Source organism: Bradyrhizobium guangxiense (assembly GCF_004114915.1).
GTDB lineage: Bacteria > Pseudomonadota > Alphaproteobacteria > Rhizobiales > Xanthobacteraceae > Bradyrhizobium > Bradyrhizobium guangxiense.
On sequence record NZ_CP022219.1, the window covers coordinates 1,242,989 to 1,264,447 of the forward strand.

The window sequence follows — 21,459 nt, forward strand, 5'->3', positions numbered from 1 at the left end:
GGGCGGAACCCCCAAGGAGCCTCCGATGCCCAGGATGATCTTCCTCGATCTGCCCGTGACCGACCTCAGGCGTGCGACCGCCTTTTACGAGGCGGTCGGCGCGACCCGGAATCCGCAATTCAGCGACGATACGGCGAGCTGCTTGGTCTTTTCCGAGACCATCTACGTGATGCTGACGACTCACGACAAATTCCGCCAGTTCACGCCGAAGCCGATTACCGATGCCAAGACCTCGAACCAGGCGCTGTTCTGCCTGTCGGCCGACAGCCGTAACGAGGTCGACGCCATGGTCGGCAAGGCCGAGGCGGCGGGCGGGATCGCCGATCCCAGTCCCAAGGACGAATACAGCTTCATGTACGGCCGCAGCTTCGAGGATCCGGATGGCCATATGTGGGGTGTGAACTGGCTCGACATGGCGGCAGTCCCTCTGCAGCCCGCCATGGCGAATGCCTGATCGCCGTCACCGAACAGCAAATTCAAAGGAGCATTCACGATGTCCAAGGTCGTACCCTGCATGTGGTTCAACGGCGATGCCGAGCAAGCTGCGAAGTTCTACACCTCGCTCGTGCCGAATTCGGCGATCACGCACGTCCAGCGCAACGTCTCCGATGGTCCGTCCGGCAAGGAAGGATCCGTGCTCGTCGTCGAGTTCACCGTGGCCGGGCAGCCGCTGGTCGCGCTCAACGGCGGCATGAAGATGGAATACACCCACGCGATCTCGCTGATGATCCATTGCGACGATCAGGCCCAGGTCGACAGCGTCTGGAATGCGTTCCTGGCCGATGGCGGCAAGGAGGAGCAGTGCGGCTGGCTCAGGGATCGCTGGGGCGTTGCCTGGCAGGTGGTGCCGAAGGTGATGTTGGAGTTCCTGTCGAGCCCCGACAAGGCAGCCGCCGCACGCGCGATGCAGGCGATGATGAAGATGGTCAAGCTGGATGTCGACGTCCTACGCCGCGCGTTCGAGGGCAAGTCGGCGGCGTAGTGCAGATGCTCTCGCCACACGATCAGCATCGTAGGGTGGGCACGCTGTCGCTTTGCCCACCCTACGAGACCGTGCCAGCCGACTAATAATTGATCCTCAGCCCGACGCCGCCATGGATGGTGTTGCCGACCGGTTGCGGGCCCAGCGTGCCGTTGGCGAAGAGATCCACGATCCAGCCCTTCTGCACCCGGAATCCGAGCCGGCCGCCATATTCGAACCAGCCCTGGTTGCCCATGGTCGGCACCACCATGCCCTGTCCGGTCACGGCGGCGACGATGCCGCTGTGGCTGGCAAACGACTGCACCCAGCCGCCATTGATGTTGGCCTCGATGTTGCTGCCGTAGAGATGCGTCCACTGGCCGCCGATCTTGACGAGGCTGGTGCGGTCGGTGCCATCAGCGATGGTGGCGTCGAACGGATTGAAGGCCACCGCATTGTCGCTGTAGCCGGACACGCGCTGCCAGAGCTGCCAGACCTCGATCGAGGCTGCGATCTCGTCGCGCGGTGACACGCGGCTGATCCAGCCGGCGCGGCCGTAAACCGCGTAGTTCGAGGCGTTGGTCGAGCTCGTCACGCTCACCGGGCCGAGGCTGGTGTCGTAGCTGCGGGTATAGCGCGCCTTCTCCCACGGCGTCAGGATCGTTCCGACGTCGAAGAACGGGCGCGACGAGCCCCAGTCGGTGAAGTCATAACGCAGCGCGAAAGCGCCGATCGGCGCGCTCGTGATCTTGTAGCCGCCCTCGTTGTATTGCGTGTAGGCGATGCCGGCGAGCAGCGACAGATTGTTGGTGAGCTGCTTGCGGCCGTGGATGCCGGCCGAGAACGAGCCGGCCGAGCCGAACGCGCTGATGCAGTCGCTGCAATTGATCTGCTCGTTGACGCCGAGCAGCACCGTGCCCAGCACCCGGTTGGTGATCATCTGGTTGAAGCGCTGATTGGCGAGACCGCCGATCGAATTGCCGCTGGAATCCGCGCCGGTCGGCGTCGGGCTCGGTGTCGGGTACGGGCTGGGCGAGGGCGAGGGGCTCGGCGAAGGGGACGGGTTGGGCGACGGAGAATATGTCGGTGTCGGTGACGGCGAATAGGTCGGCGTTGGCGACGGCGAATAGGTCGGGTAGGGGGTCGGCTCGCCGCATTCGATTTCGCAGGCCGCCTGGGCCGCCGCTTGACGAACATCGAGCGCGACAAGCGCGAGCGCAGCGGCCGCGGTCAGCAGGCCGGTGAGGAAGAGCCGGAAGTTGAACTTCGCCATCGTCAGCGCCCGCACAGCATGCCGTCGTCGTGGACAGCGGGCGTGATGGTCGGCGAGGCGTCGGCATATTGGTTCACCGCGCACAGACCGGCATTTGTGGCGCAGTTGGCGGCGAAGCTCCAGGGCGGCGTGTTGGTCTTGGTGATGCCGACCTTGCCGCCGGTCGAGGTGATGATCGCGGTGTCGCCCGGCTGGGTCAGCTGCACGCATTGCGAGCTCGTCGTGCAGACGCTTGCCGCGCCGTCCTGAAGCACGACGACGGAGCGTCCGCGCTGCGAGAGGACGTCGAGCGTGGTGCCGCGCACGCCGATGGTCGCGAGCGGCGTCGTGATCTTGTAGGCGGCCTTCTCCGAATGTCCGGTGACGAAACGGAAGGCGCCTGTGGTCATGCGGATCGCGACGTCGCGATAGCTGTGCTCGTCGTTGAACACGGTGCGGTCGAGCTTCAGAATGGCGCTGGGGCCGAGCGACAGATTGGTGCTGTCGGCCATCACGAAGCGTGCCGCGCTGCCGGCGCCGGTGCGCACGGTCTCGTCGCGCAGCATGCTGTCGCCGACCTTGATCGGCGTGGAGGTCGCGGCCACGCGCACAACTTCATTCTGGATCAACACGGCTTCGCCGACGCGCGTCTGCGCCATTGCGCTGGGCGCGGCGCAGAGTGCCGCCGATAACAGGGTGGGGAAAAGCCAGAAACGCAAATTCATTTCGCAACCGATCGATGTGTCCCTGATCGTACCGGATCGCGCATGCTTGCGATGTGGCGAAATTATCACAAGCAGCGCGGGACGTGCGTGATGCTTAGTGACAGTTGCGGCAGAATGCGTTCAATGAAGAACGAAGCTTCTATTTTTGTCCGCGGTGACGCAGATTTGCCACGCAAAACAGCCTCCCAGCAGCCGCTCGAATTGTCCGCGGTTCCGATGATGTCGCGAAGCGCAGTGATTGCTGTCGCGATTTTCCTGATCGCGCATCTGGCGCTGCTGATCGGACTGACGACGCCGGAGAAGTTCGTCTTCGACGAGGTGCACTACGTGCCCGCGGCGCGGCAGATGCTGGCGCCGGCGATGTCGCAGCCGATGCTCAATCCGATGCATCCGCCGCTGGGCAAGGAGCTGATCGCGGCCTCGATCGCGGCCTTCGGCGACAATGCGCTTGGCTGGCGCTATCCCGCGACATTGTTCGGCGCATTGGCGATCGTCGCGATCTATCTGTGCGGCCTCGCGCTGTTCTCCGCACAAGGGCCCGCGGTCGCCGCGGCGCTGATCGCTGGCCTCAACCAGATGCTGTACGTGCAGGCGCGCATCGCCATGCTCGACATCTTTGCGCTCGGCCTCGGTCTGCTTGCGACCGCCGCCTTCATGCACGGATTTCGAAGAGAGCGGCCGCAGGCGTTGTTCGCGCTCGCCGGCAGCCTGTTCGGCCTCGCCGCCGCCTGCAAATGGAGCGGGCTTTTTCCGCTCGGCGTCTGCATCGTCATCGTTGCGATGATCCGCCTGATGCAGGGCTGGCACACACTGTTCGCCGATGCAAGGCCGGACGACTGGTATCGGCCGGAGCTTTGGCCGGGCTTGAGGCTGCATCATGTCGCGCTGTGCTTCGCGGTCCTGCCTGGCGTGGCCTATCTTGCCGCTTTCGTTCCGCTCTACGGAGTGTCGCTGCCTGACCTGATCGAGGCGCAGCGCCGGATCTTCGCCGACAACACCACGACCGCGATTGCCGGGCACACCTATATGAGTTCATGGCCGTCCTGGCCGCTGCTCGCGCGCCCGGTGTGGTTTCTGTTCGACAAGACCGCGGATGACAACGTTTCCGCGGTCGTCTTCCTCGGCAATCCGCTGGTGTTGTGGCCGGCTCTGGTCGCGCTCGCCGTCGTGCTGCGGGATTTCGTCGTCGCGCGCCGCTGGGATGCGTTCCTGATCGCGGCGTTCTATTTCGGCCCCTGGCTCGCCTGGGCATTGCTGCCGCGCACGCTCGGTTTCATCTACTACTATCTGCCGGCCGCCACCGCGTCGTCGCTCGCGCTGGTCTATGTGCTGCGTCGGGACGGCCTGCCGCGCTGGCTGCTGTGGGCCTATGTCGGCGTCGCGGCGATCGGCTTTGCGGTCATGCTGCCGATCTCGGCGGCCTTCGTCGGCGTCTCGATGCGGACCTTCGGCCGGCTGATGCTGTTCCAGAGCTGGATATGACACCGCCGCCTGCCGGCAGCGGCAGGCGGCGTGTTTGTGGTTGCGATCAGTTCGGCGTCACTTCGACGCGGTCTTGGTATCCATGTTCACGACCTGGACGCGGCGGTTGATCGGGTCGGCGCCGTTGGCGGTGTCCTTCAGCTTGGCCTTGCCGTAGCCGACGGTGACCAGATCCGTGCCGTTGATGCCGTAGTTCTGCACCAGGTACTTCTTGATGGTGTCGGCGCGCCGCTCGGAGAGCCCCTGATTGTACTCTTCGCCGCCGATCGCGTCGGTGTGGCCGGCGACTACGAAGGTCGAGCCCTTGAGCGCCGGATCGGACAGGGCCTTGCCGAGCGCCTGCACCGAGGGCACCGAGGTCTTGGCGATGTCGGCCGAGTTGTAATCGAACTGGATCTCCAGGTCGATCTTCGGCTTGGTCGCGGCGAGTTCGGCGATCTGCTCGCGCTCGCCCGTCGAGAGCGACCGGGTCGAGCGGTTGCGCACGGTATTCAGGAACGTCGCTTCCTTGGCCTGCGCGGTGGTGTCGGTCTGCGGACCGACGGACAGGCCGCGGGTGGCCGGCTTCGGCTTCAATGCATCCAGGATCTGGCCGCTGGAGACGTTGGTGTCGCCGGCCAGGGCGAGGCCCGCCGTCATCGTCAGCGCGGCGGAGAGAGTAATCGCCTTCAGCCCAAAGAACTTATCAAAACGGGTCATTGTCGTATCCTCGCTGTTACGCCTGATAGCGATTTGATGCTGCAAGCATAGGGCGGGTTCAAAGGTCTTGATGTGATCTTGGTCACGTTGGCTACGGCCGCTTCCGGGCCATCCCAGCGCATTCCCGCCGGCGTTTTAGGAGGAGGACCGGCGCGTTTCGCGGCTGCTCCGGGGGCAGGCTCGATTTGCGCCAATGGCAGTTGTCGCGCTCTCTGCAACGGGAGTTCAAACGGCGCGGCCCCGTCGGGTGATTGAAATCACGCGGAGGTGCGGCGGCTCGTTCTCCGATCGCGGGAAGGCGGCCAATCATAGGCTTGGCGGAAACCTCTGCACACCGATCGTCGCAAAGCCGTCGCCGCGCGGCCCGGTCGTGAACAAGAAATCGGCCAGATGCGCGCCTAGCAGGGCATCCACCTCCGTCAACCGCAAAAAAATAAGGGAGCAGAGTTCCATCCAGTGCCGAGGCCAAGCGATTATCAACGTGACTATCAGTTCTATCGCAGTGGCCCGCCGGATCGGACAGTGTCCGTGAGCTCAATGCCCATCTATATCGGTGCAGCCATGATCGCCGTGGCGATCCTGCTGTCGACGCTGATCACGGGGCTGACCTCCCGCTATGTCGGGCTGGAAGGGCCGACCGACGAGAACATGTGGCTGGTCGACCGCCTCACCGGCAACGTCTATCGCTGCCAGGCGGAGGGGCGCGGCAAGGCCTTTTGCGAGCCGGATGTCGCCACCGGAAGCCTCGGGGCCCGGCCCAAGGCGCCGAAGGATGGCCGCTGAGCCTCCCTTCGTCGCATCGCAGCAATAAAATTATCTTCTCCACGAAACGTCGGCGCGAGAGAATACGTAATTGCGAAGGCCGGCATGACGCCGGTTTCGTTTTACGGAGGAGACGTTTCGATGAAGACCTTGCTCACCGCCACTGCCTTTGTCGCCTTCACGCTGCCGCTGTCGCCAGCATCCGCTGCGATGATGGGGTGCACCAAGGACAACATGATGAAGTCCGCCGCGATGATGGGTGGCACGCCCGACACGCCGGCCAAGATGGCGTCGAACAAGGAAATGGCCATGGCCAACGCCGACATGAGCAATGGCAAGATGAAGAGCGCCTGCATGCACTACATGAAATCGCAGAAGGCCATGATGGCGAAGTAGGCCTCGGCCGCGTGATCCGGCCGCGTTGTCAGCAGATGGCAGCGCGGCTTTTTTCTTTTTTGGTTCTGCTCAGGTTCTTTCTCCCGGCGCGAATCTCGCTACATTCCACCTCGCAATGTCTCGCGCGCCCAAACCATTCCCGCTCACCGCGACACAGGCCCGGCAGATCTGGCTGCATGCCCAGCGGCTGGATCGGCGCGCCCCGTTCGGCGCGGGCGCGCAGGCCGTGGCCGATGCGGTCGCTCATCTCGGCTATGTGCAGATCGACACCATCAATGTCATCGAGCGCTGCCATCACCACATCCTGTTCAGCCGCATTCCGTCCTACCGCCGCGCCGATCTGCGCCAGGCCCAGAGCGCCGACAAGAGCGTGTTCGAATACTGGACCCATGCGCTGTCCTACGTGCCGACGCGCGACTTCTGCTTGTTCCTGCCGGCGATGCGCGCGCATCGGCGCGAGGGGCACAAATGGTTCGCCTCGGTGAAGCCTGCCGACACGCGCAAGGTGATGCGGTTGCTGCGTGCCGGTCCGCTAACGATCCGCGACATCGAGGATGACGTGCTCGTCGAGAAGGAGCATCTGTGGCAGAGCCGCAAGCCCTCGAAGCGGGCGCTTCAGCTCGCCTTCTATACCGGCGCCGTGACCGTCAGCGAGCGGCAGGGCATGCTCAAGACCTACGAGCTGATGACGCGCCATTTCGGCTGGGACAGGCTGCCGAGGCCTGCCTCGGTCGGGGAGATCACGGCCTATCTGCTCGATCGCGCATTACGGGCGCAGGGTGTGGTGAGCCTCGATTCCATCTGCCATCTCGACGCGCCGCGCAAGAAGGCGGTGGCCGGCCTGATCGCCTCCCGCGTTCGCCGCGGCGAGCTCGTGCCTGTCGCGATTGACGGCGCCGGCAAGCAGGAGCATTGGGCGACGCCGGCGGCGCTCGAGGCGAACGGTGAGGCGGTCTCGCCCGATCTCGTCCACATCCTCTCGCCGTTCGACCCTCTCATCATCCAGCGCAAGCGCACCAACCTCATCTTCGGCTACAATCATCTGTTCGAAGCCTATGTGCCGAAGGCCAAGCGCAAGTTCGGCTACTTCGCGCTGCCCGTGCTGGTCGGCGACGAGATCGTCGCCGCTCTCGATCTGAAGACCGACCGGCAGGCGAAGAAGCTGTTGATGCAGAAATGGACCTGGGTCGGGCAGGGCAAGAAGACCGCTGGCCGCAAGGACCTCAAGCGTGTGATCGAGGAAGAGCTCGATCGCTTCGAGCAGTTTCAATTGGCGGAGTGAACTTCGACGGCCCGTCTATAGTCTCTCTTCGATCTGGCCCAGGCCGTCCACCACGGCATGCGCATATCGGTCCAACACCTCCTCGGCCGAATAGCTGGACCGTTGCGCAAATTCGTCTCGCAGGCCTAGCCGGGCGGAGACCTTCAGGCGCGCCGCCGTGGCGGTGGCCATCAGGGGATCGAAACCCAATTCCCGCAAGCCTGCGGCTACGCCGTCCATTTCCACCGCGCGGCGCTCGGCGTGCAGCACGTCGGAACGGACGCACATGTCGAGGAATTTGCTGAAGGGGGTGGCATCCATCGACGTGCAAAGCCCGTGCATGGCTTCATCGCGCACGCCGGCGAGTGTCGCGGCAGTCAGCGCCTCGACCAGCAGCGCCTCCATGCCTTTTGTCACCACGCTTCGCAGCATCTTCACGGCCGCTGCGGTTCCGGCTTCGGGGCCCGCGACCTCGATACGGAAGCCGAGCGGGGTGAACATTTCCGCGAAGCGCTCGGCGCCGCTGCCGGACGTGTAGAGCGTGACCGCAGCACCGTAGAGGTCGACCGACCCCATCAGGTTCGCATCCGCAAACAGACCGCCGCGGGCCTCTACGGCTGCGGCGACACGCCTTTTCGTCTGCGGGGTCGCGGCGTTGATGTCCACGACGAGGCAGCCGGGACGGACGATCCTGGAAATGGCCTCACCTGTTTCAGCCGCAACGGCAACGACGACGGCGGAAAAGATCACGTCCGCGTCCGACAGGTCCTCGAGCCGGTCGACCAGCGTGACGCCACAGCTGGCCGCCATCGCACGGAAGGCCGCGGAGTAGGGCGGCGCGTTGGTCCTGCCCTGACAGAACGCGATCATCGGTGCATCCGTCTGCGCCGCAAGATGCGATGCAAAGCATCGCGCGGCCTCGCCAAATCCGACAAAGGCGATCTTGGGCTGCGGCATGGCTGGGGCTTCCTTGCACGGCGCTTCACCGCCGACGGCCATTGTGCCGGGTTCTGCAGCGGAGTCAATGAACCGGTTCATAAATGTCTGGATCCTCGAAGGCCTCTGATGCAGATCGGCTAATTTTACAGCAGGAACTGGCACACCGCCTTGCTCTGACGAGTGAACCGGTTCATAAGATGCCATATGCAATCACACGCGCCCCAATCGCCGACCGTGAAGGTCAAGGACGTCGCCCGGGAGGCCGGTGTCGCGGTCGGCACAGTATCGCGTGTGCTCAACGATCACCCGGCGGTGACCCGGGAGCTGCGCGAGCGCGTCGAAAGGGCAATGGCGCATCTTGGCTACGAGGTCGATGTCACGGCCCAGAGCATGCGTGCGGGACGGTCGCGGCTGGTGGCCTGCGCCATTCGCGATTTCGACATCCCGCGCTTTGCCCTGTTCATCAAGGAGGCCGAGGCGGTCCTGCGTGAGGCGGGATACACCTTGCTGCTGGCGAGCACGACCAACCGGCCCGACGTCGAGATCGCCTTGCTGCGTGCCTTCCGCAGGCGCCGCGTGGATGGCGTGATGATGACGCTGAGCGACGAGCAGCACCGGGACGTCCGCGCGGCGCTGTCGGACGCGCCGATGCCGGTGCTCCTCATCGACCGCGATCGCATCGATGCGCTCGATCGCGTCACGGCCGATCATCGCGCGTGCGCCCGTCTGGCGACGAGCCATCTGCTCGGTCTCGGGCACCGGCGGATCGCCATGCTGGTCGGCGACCTCAAGGCCTTTCCGTCGCGAGGCCGCCTCGAGGGCTTTCGTGCGGCGTATGCGGCGGCGGATATCGCGCTGGATCCGAGGCTGTTGCGAGACGATGTGCTCTCGAGCGAGGACGCCTATCGGGCGACGGCCTCGCTCATGAGCCTCGCGGAGCCTCCGACAGCGCTCTTCGTTGCGGCGATGGACACGCTCGGCGGCTGCCTGCGAGCGCTGCGGACGATGGGCCTTGTCGTCGGCGACGGAATTTCGGTCGTGGCCGGCAGCGATTCCGAGCTCGCCGAATTGCACACGCCGCCGATCACGGCAATCGCGTGGGATCTCGCGGCCATGGGCCGCCACGCCGCGACCATGCTGCTGGAGCGGATGCGCGGCGATGAGATCGAGCACGGCCGCGGTCTTGCCGTGCCGACGGAGCTGATCATTCGCGGGTCGAGCCGGCCTGTTGCGGGCTGAGCGTGCTCGGCTACAAGCGTGGTCACCGATGACGATCAGCATCGGCCACTCGATCGGTTGGTTGCGCGCGATCTGATGTGATGCTGTCGATTGCGGCGCCGAGCACGATCCCGACCGCATAGCCACCAGATTCCACAGCGAGAAGATGCGCCCGAGCAGCAGCGCGCCGGCCGTCGTCAGCCGGAATGCTTCGAGCCATGGCGCGTGCACCAGGCGGGAGAATTCCACGACGACGGCGATGATCGCCGCGACGGTGGCAATCTGTGTCCGCGTGAGCCGCGGCAGCACGACTCCGACCAGCAGAAGCACCATCGTGGCCCACAACAGCGAACCGCCATACTTCACCACGAAGGCCGGCAGGCCGAGCGGAAAGCCGTACCAGCGCAAGGACAGCCCGCAAGCGATCGCGAACAGCGCGAGGGCGGCGCGGGTCATCGCCTTCTGCATCGGCGCAATGGCTTGATCCGGCTGCGTCTCGTGCATTGCTCGCTCATTGACTCTTTGCCCGCGATGCTCAAAACCGCCACTCAGCCCTAAAAAACAACAACCCCGGGGGGAAGTCATGAGCCAGACCACCACCTATGCCGGTTCCGCCGGCGGCGCCAAGAACGCCAAGAGCGACATCGAAACGTCGACGATCCGCGCCATCTCCTGGCGCCTGATTCCCTTCCTGGTGCTGGCCTACTTCTTCTCCTATCTCGACCGCGTCAATCTCGGCTTCGCCGCGCTGACCATGAACGCGGAGCTGAAGTTCACGCCGCTGATCTTCTCCTGGGGCGCCGGCATCTTCTTCATCGGCTATTTCATCTTCGAGGTGCCGAGCAACCTTGCGCTCGAGAAGTTCGGCGCCAGCCGCTGGATCGCCCGCATCATGGTGACCTGGGGCGTCATCTCAGCGCTGATGGCGATGGTCAGCGGCGTCACCAGCTTCTACGTCCTGCGCTTCCTGCTCGGGGTCGCCGAGGCCGGTTTCTTCCCCGGCATCATCCTCTATCTCACCTACTGGTACCCGGCCGAATATCGCGCGCGCTTCCTCGCGGCCTTTGCCATCGCGGTGCCGGTCTCGACGGTGATCGGCGCGCCGATCTCGGGCCTGCTGCTCGGGCTCGACGGCTTGATGGGGCTGAAGGGCTGGCAGTGGCTGTTCATCATCGAGGGCATCCCCTCGGTGCTGCTCGGCGTCGTCACCTGGTTCTACCTCACCGACAAGCCGGAGAAGGCGGACTGGCTCTCGGCCGAGCAGAAGGCCTGGCTCAAGGCGAAGCTCGATTCGGAGATCGCGGCCAAGCAGGCGGTGAAGCATTTCTCGCTCGGCGAGGCGCTGTCTTCACCGAAGGTGATCGCGCTCAGCCTGATCTATTTCGGCTTCGTCGGCGCGCTCTATGGCATGCAGTTCTGGCTGCCGCAGATCGTCAAGGCATTCGGCCTCACCAACGCCCAGACCGGCTTCGTCACGGCGATCCCGTATCTGTTCGGCACCATCGCCATGATCCTGTGGGCGCGGCATTCGGATGCGACGCGCGAGCGCGTGATGCATGTCGGCGCGCCGCTGCTGCTCACCGCCATCGCGCTCGGCGTCTCGTCCTATCTCACCGATCCCACCATGACGATGGTGGTGCTGACGGTCGCGGCGATCGGCGTGTTCTGCTGCTTCGGCGTGTTCTGGACGCTGCCGACCGCCTGGCTCTCCGGCACCGCGGCCGCCGGTGCCATCGCCCTGATCAACTCGATCGGCAACCTCGCCGGTTTCGGTGGGCCGTATCTGATCGGCTGGGTCAAGGAAGCCACGGGCCAGACCTCGACCGGTCTGCTGGTGCTCGCGGTGCTGCCGCTGCTGGCCGGCATCCTGGTGTTCGTCGGCGGCCACGACAGCAAGCACGAGTTCGCCGAGCGGGGGCGGTGAGGGGCAATAGCCTGTAGGGTGGTCAAAGGCGCGCCCCTGCGCGCCGTGCCGCACTCTTTCTTCCCTTACGCTGGCCGGTCGGCACGTCCGCTTTTGCTCACCTTACTATCGCACCTTCCTGGTAGCGCTCCCGATCGTCGCGGGCCAACGATCACGCTTTCCTGATGACTGACGATTATTGACTTTTATCAGTGATTAGTCGACATTCCTCTCATTCAAGATGCAGGAGTGTCCTTCGATGTTCGTCCGGTCGGTTTTGTCGAGCTATTCCAGGCTGTTGGCAGGTGTGTCGCTGGCCCTGATGGCCGTTAGCCTGGCTGGGTGCAATGACACCGTTGCTGAAAAGGCCGAGCCGCCGCGGCCGGTTCTGGTTGCGACCGCGCATTATGATGCCGAGACCCCGGAGCGCAGCTTCGTCGGCACCATCAGGCCCCGGATCGAGAGCGACCTCGGCTTTCGCGTCGCCGGCAAGGTCGCCAAGCGACTCGTGGAAGTCGGCCAGACCGTCGATATCGGCCAGCCGCTCGCCACCCTCGACGAGGTCGATTTGAAGCTCCAGGCCGAGCAGGCGCTGGCCGAGCAGACTGCGGCGACCGGCGTGCTGGCCCAGGCCGCCGCCGCCGAACAGCGCGCCAAGGACCTCAAGGCCAAGGGCTGGACCACGGACGCGCAGATGGATTCGAGCCGTGCCGCCGCGGACGAAGCCCGTGCCCGCCTGAACCGCGCCGAGCGCGCGCTCGAATTGAGCAAGAATTCCCTTTCCTACGCGACGCTCGTTGCCGACGCCCGCGGCGTCGTCACCGCAACGCTGATCGAGCCCGGCCAGGTGGTTGCCGCGGGCCAGGCCTCGATCCGTGTCGCCCGCTTTGCCGAGAAGGAAGCGGTCGTCGCAATCCCTGAGACGCTGGTTGGACGTGCCAAGTCGGGCGTCGCCAGCGTCACTCTTTGGTCCGAGCCAAACAAGAAATACACGGCCAAGCTGCGCGAGATCGCGCCGGCGGCCGATCCCGCCACGCGTACCTATCTCGCAAAGTTCTCGTTGCCCGAGGCCGACGACAAGGTCGCGCTCGGCATGACTGCGACGCTGACGCTGTCGGATGCCGCGACCGAGCGCGTCGCGCGGCTGCCGCTGTCGGCGCTGTTCAACGAAGGCGGCAAGCCGTCCTTCTACGTCGTCGACGACAACGGCGCGCTCACACTGAAGCCGGTGGCGGTGAAGTCCTACGAAAGCAACGACGTGGTCATCACCGGCGGCGTGGAGGAGGGCGCCAAGATCGTCGCCCTCGGCGTGCAGAAGCTCGATCCCGGCCAGCGGGTGCGGGTCGTGTCGTCACTGTCTTTCTAAGAGGTTCTTACGAGTTACGTCGTGTGAGGTGAGTTTCGGCCCTTGTCCCTAAGCAAAGGCTGAAGCGGCGAAGCGATCCAGAACCTGCCCAGCCCCCTGGATTGCTTCGCTGCCTCGCGACGACGGTTTGAATAGAGTGGCTGTCGTTGTTTGCAACTGGATCGTCTTTCGGAGAGTGCGATGAAGCGCTTCAACCTTTCGGCCTGGGCCGTCAGCCATCCGACGCTGGTGCTCTTCCTGATGGTCATCCTCGGCATCGCCGGCTTCTTCTCCTATGAGAAGCTCGGTCGCGCCGAGGACCCGTTCTTCACGGTCAAGACGGTGAACGTTTCCGTCATGTGGCCGGGTGCGACGTCGCAGGAGATGCAGGCGCAGGTCGCCGATCCCATCGAGAAGAAGATCCAGGAGCTGCCTTATTTCGAGAAGGTGCAGACCTACTCCAAGCCCGGCTTCGCCGCGCTCCAGGTCACTTTCCGCGACAACACGCCGCCGAAGGACGTGCCTTACCTCTTCTATCTCCTGCGCAAGAAGCTGGTCGACGTGCAGGGCCAGCTGCCGTCCGGCATTCTCGGGCCCGTCGTCAACGACGAGTTCTCCGACGTCGATTCCATCCTCTATATGATGACCGGCGACGGCGCCGATTATGCCCAGCTCAAGAAGGTCTCCGAAGGTTTCCGCCAGCGCCTGCTGAAGGTGCCCGGTGTCACCAAGGTCGACGTCTACGGCAATCAGGACGAGCGCATCTTCGTCGAGTTCAGCCACGCTAAGCTCGCCACGCTCGGCATCACGCCGCAGGCCCTGTTCGATTCGCTCGCCAAGCAAAACAACGTGACGCCGGCCGGCACGGTCGAGACCTCCTCGCAGCGCGTGCCGCTGCGCGTCACCGGCGCGCTCGACGGTGCCAAGGCGGTGGCCGAAACGCCGGTCGAGAGCAATGGCCGCGTGTTCCGTCTCGGGGATATCGCTGCCGTCACCCACGGCTATGTCGATCCGCCGAGCTTCGTCGTCCGCCAGGAAGGCAAGGCCGCGATCGGCATCGGCGTCGTCACCGCCAAAGGCGCCAACATTCTCGAGCTCGGCAAGGAAGTTGAGAAGGCCACCGCCGATTTCATGAAGTCGGTGCCGCAGGGCATCGACGTCAAGCTGATCGCCGACCAGCCCAAGGTGGTCGAGCACGCCGTCGGCGAGTTCGTGCACTCCTTCATGGAAGCGCTCGTCATCGTGCTGTTCGTCTCGTTCCTGGCGCTCGGCTGGCGCACCGGCATCGTGGTCGCGCTGTCGGTGCCCTTGGTGCTCGGCATCGTCTTCATCGTCATGAACACGATGTCGCTCGACCTGCATCGCATCACGCTCGGCGCGCTGATCATCGCGCTCGGCCTGCTCGTCGACGACGCCATCATCGCGGTCGAGATGATGGTCGTGAAGATGGAGCAGGGCTGGGACCGCATGCGCGCGGCGTCGTTTGCCTGGGAATCTACTGCGTTTCCGATGCTCACGGGAACGCTGGTCACGGCCGCTGGCTTCCTCCCCATCGGCTTTGCCAATTCCGCGGTCGGCGAATATGCCGGCAGCATCTTCTGGATCGTGGCGATCGCGCTGGTCGCCTCCTGGTTCGTGGCGGTGATCTTCACGCCCTATATCGGCGTCAAGCTGCTGCCGGAGATGAAGGCGCACCACAACCACGATCCGCACGCGGTCTACGAGACCCGCATGTACCGGGGCCTGCGCGCCATCGTGCAATGGTGCGTCAGCCACCGCATCACCGTGGTGGCCGCGACCGTCGGCGTCTTCGTCGCCTCGATCGTCGGCTTCGGCCATGTCCAGCAGCAGTTCTTCCCGCTGTCGGAGCGGCCCGAGCTGTTCCTCCAGCTCCGCCTGCCGGAGGGCACCGCCTTCAACGTCACCGAGAAGGCGGTGAAGAAGGCCGAGACGCTGCTGAAGGACGACAAGGACATCGAGACCTATACGTCCTATGTCGGCCAGGGCTCGCCGCGTTTCTGGCTCGGCCTCAATCCGCAGCTGCCGAACGAGGCCTTCGCTGAGATCGTCATCGTCGCCAAGGGCGTCGAAGCGCGCGAGCGCATCAAGGCCAAGATCGAGAACGCGGCTGCCGAGGGCTTCCTGTCCGAGGCGCGCGTGCGCGTCGACCGCTTCAATTTCGGTCCCCCCGTCGGCTTCCCCGTCCAGTTCCGCGTGATCGGACCCGACGCCAACAAGGTGCGCGAGATCGCCTACCAGGTCCGCGACGTCATGCGACAGAACAAGAGCGTCAAGGACGTCCAGCTCGACTGGAACGAGCAGTCGCCCTTCCTGAAGCTCGTCGTCGACCAGGACCGCGCCCGCGCCATGGGCCTGACCCCGCAGGACGTCTCGCAGGCGCTGGCGATGCTGATCTCGGGCTCGCAGGTCACGACCGTGCGCGACGGCATCGAGAAGGTCGGCGTGGTCGCCCGTGCGATCCCGTCCGAGCGCCTCGACCTCGGCGGCGTCGGTGATCTCACCATCACCTCGAAGAACGGCGTCGCCGTGCCGCTGCAGCAGATCGCCAAGATCGAGTACGCCCACGAGGAGCCGATCATGTGGCGGCGCAACCGCGACATGGCGATCACCGTGCGCTCCGACGTCGTCGACGGCGTGCAGGCCCCCGATGTCACCAACCAGATCACGCCGAAGCTGAAGCCGATTAGGGATCACCTCGAGCCGGCCTACCGCATCGAGGCGGGCGGCGCGTTCGAGGAATCCGCCAAGGGCAATGCCTCGATCTTCATCCTCTTCCCGGTGATGGTCATGGTGATGCTGACGCTGCTGATGATCCAGCTGCAGAGCTTCTCGCGCCTGATCCTGGTGTTCCTGACCGCGCCGCTCGGCATCGTCGGTGCCTCGCTCGGGCTCAACGTCGCCAATGCCCCGTTCGGCTTCGTGGCGCTGCTCGGCCTGATCGCGCTCGCCGGCATGATCATGCGCAACACGGTCATCCTGGTCGACCAGATCGAGACCGACGTCTCCCACGGGCTGACCCGGCGGGAGGCGATCGTGGAGGCCACCGTCCGCCGCGCCCGTCCGGTGGTGCTGACGGCGCTGGCCGCCATCCTCGCCATGATCCCGCTGTCGCGCTCGGCCTTCTGGGGGCCGATGGCGATCACCATCATGGGCGGCCTGTTCGTCGCGACCTTCCTCACACTTCTGTATCTGCCGGGCCTCTATGCCCTGTGGTTCAGGAAGAGCCTGGACGAGGCCGGTACGCCGGAACAGCCTGCCGCGCCGCAGCATGGGAGCGATGACCAGCACGCAATTCCGCTTGCTGAAGCGGCTGAATAAATGAGAAGACTACCGACGAACGAGTCCTGACTGATGGCCCTTATTTCGGAACATATCGAAGGCGACACCCGGGATCGTATCCTCGAGGTGGCCGAGCGGCTGTTCCGCCAGATCGGCTACCAGAAGACCACGGTCGGAGACATTGCCAAGGAGCTCCGGATGAGCCCCGCCAATGTCTATCGCTTCTTCGAATCGAAGAAGGCGATCCATCAGGCGGTGGCCCGCTCGCTCATGGGCGAGGTCGAGCTCGAGGCGCAGCGGATCGTGACCCGGCCCGGCCCGGTGCCGGCGCGCTTCCGCGAGCTGCTCACCACCATCCATCGCATGAACACCGAGCGCTATGTTGGCGACAACAAGTTGCACGAGATGGTCGAGATCGCGATGCAGGAGGATTGGCAGGTCTGCGTCAACCATATGGAATGTATCGCCGGCGTGGTCGGCCAGATGATCGCGCAAGGTGTGGCCTCCGGCGAGTTCGAGGCGCCCGACCTCCAGCTCGCCTCGCTATGTGCCTGCACCGCGATGATGCGGTTCTTCCACCCCCAGATGATCGCCCAGTGTGCGACCAAGCCGGGCCCGACCATCGACCAGATGATCGATTTCGTCATCGCGGGTCTGTCGCCGCGCCACTGACAGGTGGGCGCGTTTCCTTTTATAAGCTGCACCGCAGTCATTCCGGGGCGGCCCGCAGGGCCGAACCCGGAATCTCGAGATTCCGGGTTCGATGCTTCGCATCGCCCCGGAATGACGGATAGCGGAGAAGCAAGCGCGTGACCGACAAAGACCTGTACTTCTACGAGCCCTCCAAGGGCCACGGCCTCAAGCACGATCCCTTCAACGCCATCATCGCGCCGCGGCCGATCGGCTGGATCTCCTCCCGCGACGCCAAGGGCCACGTCAATCTCGCGCCCTACAGCTTCTTCAACGCCTTCTGCTACGTGCCGCCGATCATCGGCTTCTCCTCCACCAACTGGAAGGACACGGTGTCGAACATGCAGCAGACCCGGGAGTTCGTCTGGAATCTCACCACGATGGACTTGGCCAAGCACATGAACGCGACCGCCGCGCATGTCGGCCCCGAGGTCGACGAGTTCAAGCTTGCGGGCCTTACCGCCGTGCCCGGCAAGCTCGTCAACGTGCCGCGGGTCGGCGAAAGCCCGGTCGCCTTCGAGTGCAAGGTGTCCGACATCGTCCGCCTCAAAGGCGCCGATGGCAAGGAGGCCGACGCCTGGCTGACGTTGGGAGAGGTGGTCGCCGTGCACATCGACAAGGCCATGATCAAGGACGGCGTCTACCAGACTGCCGCCGCCCGCCCGATCGTCCGTGCCGGCCGGCGCGGCGATTATTTCGAGATCAAGCCGGAAAACATGTTCGAGATGGTGCGGCCGGATTAGGCCAGCCTCTCCCCATCGTCATTCCGGCGCGGCGCGTAGCGTCGAGCCCGGAATGACGGCAGAGATGCTGTCCCCTAACGCTCCCGGAACTGTCCCCACGCCCCGGCCGTTATGGCCCGGGCGGCTGCCCGGCCGCGTCAATTCGCTTCTTTTTGCCGCCGAGATGTTCACTTTCGCCGGCCAGTTTCCGCTAAAATGCCCTGTCACCGCGCCGATGCATGAGGTCAGCCATGAGCTTCCGCCGCGACACCCTGACAAAGCCGATCTTCTCCTGGGCGCGCGGCGTGCTGCCGGCGATGTCCGCCACCGAGCGCGAGGCGCTGGAGGCCGGGGACGTCTGGTGGGACGCCGATCTCTTCACCGGCAATCCGGATTGGTCGAAGCTGCTGAAAATTGCGCCAGCCCAATTGACCGAGGAGGAGCGCGCCTTCCTCAGCGGTCCCGTCGACGAACTCTGCGCCATGCTCGACGAGTGGAAGATTTTTTGGGAATGGCGGGACCTGCCGCAGGACGTTTGGCACTTCGTCAAGCGCGAGAGATTCTTCGGCATGATCATCCCGAAGGAGTTCGGCGGCCTCGGCTTCTCGCCCTACGCCCATTCCGAAGTGGTGCGCAAGATCTCGACCCGCTCGATCGCCGCGGCCGTCACCGTGATGGTGCCGAACTCGCTCGGGCCAGGGGAGCTCCTGATGCGCTTCGGCACCAAAGAGCAGCAGGAGCGTTGGCTGCCGCGCCTCGCCGATGGCCGCGACGTCCCCTGTTTCGGACTCACCAGCCCCGAAGCGGGCTCCGATGCCGCCTCGATGGTCGACAGCGGCATCATCTGCAAGGGCACCTTCGAGGGCCGAGAGGTCGTCGGCCTGAGGCTGAACTGGCACAAGCGCTACATCACGCTCGGTCCCGTCGCGACGCTGCTGGGCCTTGCCTTCAAGGTCTACGATCCTGACCACCTCGTCGGCCCCGAGGAAGAGCTCGGCATCACCGTGGCGCTGATCCCGACCAATCTGCCCGGCGTCGAGATCGGCCAGCGCCATCTGCCGTCGATGCAGGTGTTCCAGAACGGCCCGAACTGGGGCCGCGACGTCTTCATCCCGCTGGACTATGTCATCGGCGGAAAGGAGCGCCTCGGGCAGGGCTGGAAGATGCTGATGACGGCGCTCGCCGCCGGCCGCGGCATTTCGTTGCCGTCGCTGTCGGCGGCCGGCGCCGCCTATGCGGCGCGCACCACCGGCGCCTATGCCCGCATCCGCGAGCAGTTCGGCATCTCGATCTCCAAGTTCGAAGGCGTCGAGGAGCCGCTCGCGCGCATCGTGGCGACCGCCTATCAGCTCGATGCGGCGCGCCGGCTGACCTGCGCGGCGCTCAATGCCGGCGTCCATCCCGCCGTCATCTCCGGCATCATGAAGCTGCACGCGACCGAGCGGATGCGCACCGCGATCGACGACGCCATGGACATCCATGGCGGCAAGGCCGTAATCGACGGTCCGCAAAACTACCTCGGCAATCTGCATCGCGCCGTTCCGGTCGGCATCACGGTCGAGGGCGCCAACATCCTGACGCGCAACCTCATCGTGTTCGGGCAGGGCGCGATCCGCGCCCATCCCTATCTGCTCGACGAGATGAATGCGCTGGCGGACACCGATCGCGAGCGTGGGCTCACCGCCTTCGACAAGGCGTTCTGGAAACACGTCGGCCACAGCTTCCGGACCCTGCTCCGCGCCTTCGGCCGGAGCTGGACCTTTGGCGCCTTCGCGCTTGCGCCCGACGCCGGCGAGGCCACGCCGTTCTACCGCCAGCTCTCGCGCTACTCCGCGGCGTTCGCGCTCTGCGCCGACATGGCGCTGCTGACGCTCGGCGGCGCGCTCAAGCGCAAGGAGATGCTGTCCGCGCGGTTCGGCGACATCCTGTCCGAGCTGTATCTGCTGTCGGCCGCGCTGAAGCGCTGGCAGGACGAGGGACGGCAGAAGGAGGATTTTGCCGCGCTGGAATGGTGCATGGCGACGGGCTTCAGGACCATCGAGAGCCGGTTCGCCGAACTCCTCGCCAATCTGCCCAACCGCTTTGTCGCCGGCTTGCTCAAGCTCGTGGTGCAGCCGTTCGGCGCCCGCATGCTCGGTCCGTCCGATCGCGTCGTGCACCAATGCGCTGCCATCGTGCTGGAGCCCTCGGCGGCGCGCGAGCGCCTGACGCCGGATCTCGCTCATGTCGATGACGATGGCGGCTTCGCTCGGCTGGAACGTGCGTTCAAGCTGGTCGCGGCCACGGAGGCCATCGCCAAGCGCATGCGCGCGGCGCAGCTGCGCGACTGGAAGGATGCGGTCGCCAAGGGCGTGATCACGCAGGCCGAAGGCGAGCAGCTTGCCGCGGCCCGCCAGGCCGTCACTGAGGTCATCGAGGTCGACGATTTCGCGCCGGAGGCGCTGTCGCCGATTTACAAGAAAACCGTCAATGTGCATCAGTTCTTCCAGGAACTCGGTGAGCAGAGGGCGGCGGGCTGATGGCGCGACCGGTATTCATCGTCGACGGCAGCCGGACGCCGTTTCTGAAGGCGCGGTCTGGACCCGGACCGTTCACGCCGGTCGATCTCGCCGTGCAGTGCGGCCGCCCGCTGTTGGCGCGCCAGCCATTTGCGCCCGACAGCTTCGATCAGGTCATCCTCGGCTGCGTCAATGTGATCGCGGACGAGATGAACCCGGCTCGCGTCGCCGCGCTCCGGCTCGGCATGGGCGAGGATATGGTCGCTTTTACCGTGCAGATCAACTGCGGCTCCGGCATGCAGTCGATCGACACCGCCTACCGCTACATTCGCGAGGGCCATGCCGACATGATCCTCGCTGGCGGCACCGAGGCCTTGAGCCACGCGCCGCTGGTCTGGCCGAATTCCGGCGTGCGCTGGTTCGCCGGCCTCGCCACCGCCAAGGGCGTGGCGGCCCAGCTCGCCGCCGCGTTCAAGCTGCGTCCGCGCGATCTCAAGCCGATCATCGGGCTCGAACGCGGGCTGACCGACCCCGTCACCGACCTGAACATGGGCCAGACCGCCGAGGTCGTCGGTCATCTCTTCGGCATTACGCGCGCACAGTCGGACGCCTACGCGGCCGAGAGCCACCGCCGGCTCGCGCATGCGCAAGGCGCGGGCTTTCTCAAGGGCGAGGTCGAGACCGCGTTCTCCCGCGACGGCAAGTTCTTCGACCATGACGACGGCGTGCGCCCGGACTCGACGGCCGAGACGCTGGCGAAGCTGAAGCCGGTGTTCGAGCGTCCCTGGGGCCAGGTCACGGCCGGCAATTCCTCGCAGATCACCGACGGCGCGTCCTGGGTGATCCTGGCTTCCGACGCGGCGGTGGCAAAGCACAAGCTCACGCCGAGGGCGGTCATCGTCGACAGCCATTGGGCGGCGCTCGATCCCAGCATCATGGGGCTCGGCCCCGTGATGTCGGCGACGCCGCTGCTCCAGCGCAACGGCCTCACGGTTCAGGACGTCGAGACCTGGGAGCTGAATGAGGCCTTCGCCACCCAGGTGCTCGGCTGTCTTGCGGCCTGGAACGACGAGAAATTCTGCCGCGAGATCCTCGGTCTCGACGGCGCGGCCGGCGAGATCGACCGTGAGAAGCTCAACGTGGATGGCGGCGCGATATCGCTTGGCCACCCCGTCGGCACCTCCGGCAACCGCATCGTGCTGCATCTCGTCAATGCGATGAAGCGGCTCGGCACGCGGCGCGGCGTTGCCACCGAATGCATCGGTGGCGGGCTCGGCGGGGCCATGCTGATCGAGGCGGTATGACC

18 protein-coding genes and 1 pseudogene are annotated in these 21,459 nt (G+C 65.2%); 14 read left to right on the forward strand and 5 right to left on the reverse strand.

Annotation, left to right across the window (positions count from 1 at the left end; all coding sequences use genetic code 11):
• Positions 1–25 precede the first annotated feature (25 nt).
• Both X268_RS05840 and X268_RS05845 read left to right on the forward strand, forming a co-directional pair.
• Complete coding sequence (locus X268_RS05840) at positions 26–454, forward strand: VOC family protein (protein ID WP_128924049.1); 429 nt, start codon at positions 26–28, stop codon at positions 452–454.
• Positions 455–493: 39 nt separating this feature from the next.
• Positions 494–982 carry a VOC family protein gene (locus X268_RS05845; protein ID WP_128924050.1) on the forward strand — a complete coding sequence of 163 codons (489 nt, stop codon included), beginning with the start codon at positions 494–496 and terminating at the stop codon, positions 980–982.
• An 82-nt stretch (positions 983–1,064) separates the two neighbouring features.
• Here the strand turns inward: X268_RS05845 and X268_RS05850 are convergent, their stop codons facing one another.
• Positions 1,065–2,234, reverse strand: a complete 1,170-nt coding sequence (locus tag X268_RS05850) for a hypothetical protein (RefSeq protein WP_164937557.1) — start codon at positions 2,232–2,234, stop codon at positions 1,065–1,067.
• A 2-nt stretch (positions 2,235–2,236) separates the two neighbouring features.
• Positions 2,237–2,938: a FecR family protein gene (locus X268_RS05855; RefSeq protein WP_164937558.1), complete on the reverse strand. Its 702-nt coding sequence runs from the start codon at positions 2,936–2,938 to the stop codon at positions 2,237–2,239.
• A gap of 51 nt (positions 2,939–2,989) precedes the next feature.
• Here X268_RS05855 and X268_RS05860 point away from each other — a divergent pair, with 51 nt between their 5' ends.
• Complete coding sequence (locus X268_RS05860) at positions 2,990–4,420, forward strand: phospholipid carrier-dependent glycosyltransferase (RefSeq protein ID WP_128929157.1); 1,431 nt, start codon at positions 2,990–2,992, stop codon at positions 4,418–4,420.
• Positions 4,421–4,477: 57 nt separating this feature from the next.
• Here X268_RS05860 and X268_RS05865 read toward each other — a convergent pair whose 3' ends face one another.
• Positions 4,478–5,119, reverse strand: a complete 642-nt coding sequence (locus tag X268_RS05865; RefSeq protein WP_128924053.1) for an OmpA family protein — start codon at positions 5,117–5,119, stop codon at positions 4,478–4,480.
• 537 nt (positions 5,120–5,656) lie between these two features.
• Here X268_RS05865 and X268_RS05870 point away from each other — a divergent pair.
• The 3 genes from X268_RS05870 (at position 5,657) to X268_RS05880 (ending at position 7,559) form a co-directional block, all read left to right on the forward strand.
• On the forward strand, positions 5,657–5,902 hold the full coding sequence (locus X268_RS05870; protein WP_128929158.1) for a hypothetical protein: 246 nt from the start codon (positions 5,657–5,659) through the stop codon (positions 5,900–5,902).
• Between the two features lie 120 nt (positions 5,903–6,022).
• Entirely contained in the window at positions 6,023–6,277 is a 255-nt protein-coding gene (locus tag X268_RS05875) for a hypothetical protein (RefSeq protein WP_128924054.1), read from the forward strand.
• A gap of 115 nt (positions 6,278–6,392) precedes the next feature.
• Complete coding sequence (locus X268_RS05880) at positions 6,393–7,559, forward strand: winged helix-turn-helix domain-containing protein (protein ID WP_128924055.1); 1,167 nt, start codon at positions 6,393–6,395, stop codon at positions 7,557–7,559.
• Positions 7,560–7,574: 15 nt separating this feature from the next.
• Here the strand turns inward: X268_RS05880 and X268_RS05885 are convergent, their stop codons facing one another.
• A complete protein-coding gene (locus X268_RS05885; RefSeq protein WP_245477794.1) occupies positions 7,575–8,576 on the reverse strand; it encodes an NAD(P)-dependent oxidoreductase in 1,002 nt (333 codons plus the stop codon).
• Between the two features lie 105 nt (positions 8,577–8,681).
• Between X268_RS05885 and X268_RS05890 the strand changes: the two genes are divergently transcribed.
• Positions 8,682–9,716: a LacI family DNA-binding transcriptional regulator gene (locus X268_RS05890; RefSeq protein WP_164937559.1), complete on the forward strand. Its 1,035-nt coding sequence runs from the start codon at positions 8,682–8,684 to the stop codon at positions 9,714–9,716.
• A gap of 22 nt (positions 9,717–9,738) precedes the next feature.
• Here the strand turns inward: X268_RS05890 and X268_RS05895 are convergent.
• Positions 9,739–10,199, reverse strand: a pseudogene (locus X268_RS05895) (ribosomal maturation YjgA family protein).
• 79 nt (positions 10,200–10,278) lie between these two features.
• Here X268_RS05895 and X268_RS05900 point away from each other — a divergent pair.
• From X268_RS05900 to X268_RS05930, 7 genes are all read left to right on the forward strand, one after another.
• On the forward strand, positions 10,279–11,619 hold the full coding sequence (locus tag X268_RS05900; protein ID WP_128924056.1) for an MFS transporter: 1,341 nt from the start codon (positions 10,279–10,281) through the stop codon (positions 11,617–11,619).
• A 238-nt stretch (positions 11,620–11,857) separates the two neighbouring features.
• Positions 11,858–12,964, forward strand: coding sequence for an efflux RND transporter periplasmic adaptor subunit (locus X268_RS05905; RefSeq protein WP_128924057.1), 1,107 nt, complete (start codon positions 11,858–11,860; stop codon positions 12,962–12,964).
• Between the two features lie 180 nt (positions 12,965–13,144).
• Entirely contained in the window at positions 13,145–16,282 is a 3,138-nt protein-coding gene (locus tag X268_RS05910) for an efflux RND transporter permease subunit (protein WP_128924058.1), read from the forward strand.
• A 33-nt stretch (positions 16,283–16,315) separates the two neighbouring features.
• Complete coding sequence (locus tag X268_RS05915; RefSeq protein WP_128924059.1) at positions 16,316–16,915, forward strand: TetR/AcrR family transcriptional regulator; 600 nt, start codon at positions 16,316–16,318, stop codon at positions 16,913–16,915.
• Between the two features lie 137 nt (positions 16,916–17,052).
• Positions 17,053–17,676 carry a flavin reductase family protein gene (locus X268_RS05920; RefSeq protein ID WP_128924060.1) on the forward strand — a complete coding sequence of 208 codons (624 nt, stop codon included), beginning with the start codon at positions 17,053–17,055 and terminating at the stop codon, positions 17,674–17,676.
• Between the two features lie 230 nt (positions 17,677–17,906).
• Positions 17,907–20,174, forward strand: a complete 2,268-nt coding sequence (locus X268_RS05925) for an acyl-CoA dehydrogenase (RefSeq protein ID WP_164937560.1) — start codon at positions 17,907–17,909, stop codon at positions 20,172–20,174.
• Positions 20,174–21,457, forward strand: coding sequence for an acetyl-CoA C-acetyltransferase (locus X268_RS05930; RefSeq protein ID WP_128924062.1), 1,284 nt, complete (start codon positions 20,174–20,176; stop codon positions 21,455–21,457). The genes X268_RS05925 and X268_RS05930 overlap by 1 nt, the downstream gene beginning before the upstream one ends.
• Positions 21,458–21,459 lie beyond the last annotated feature (2 nt).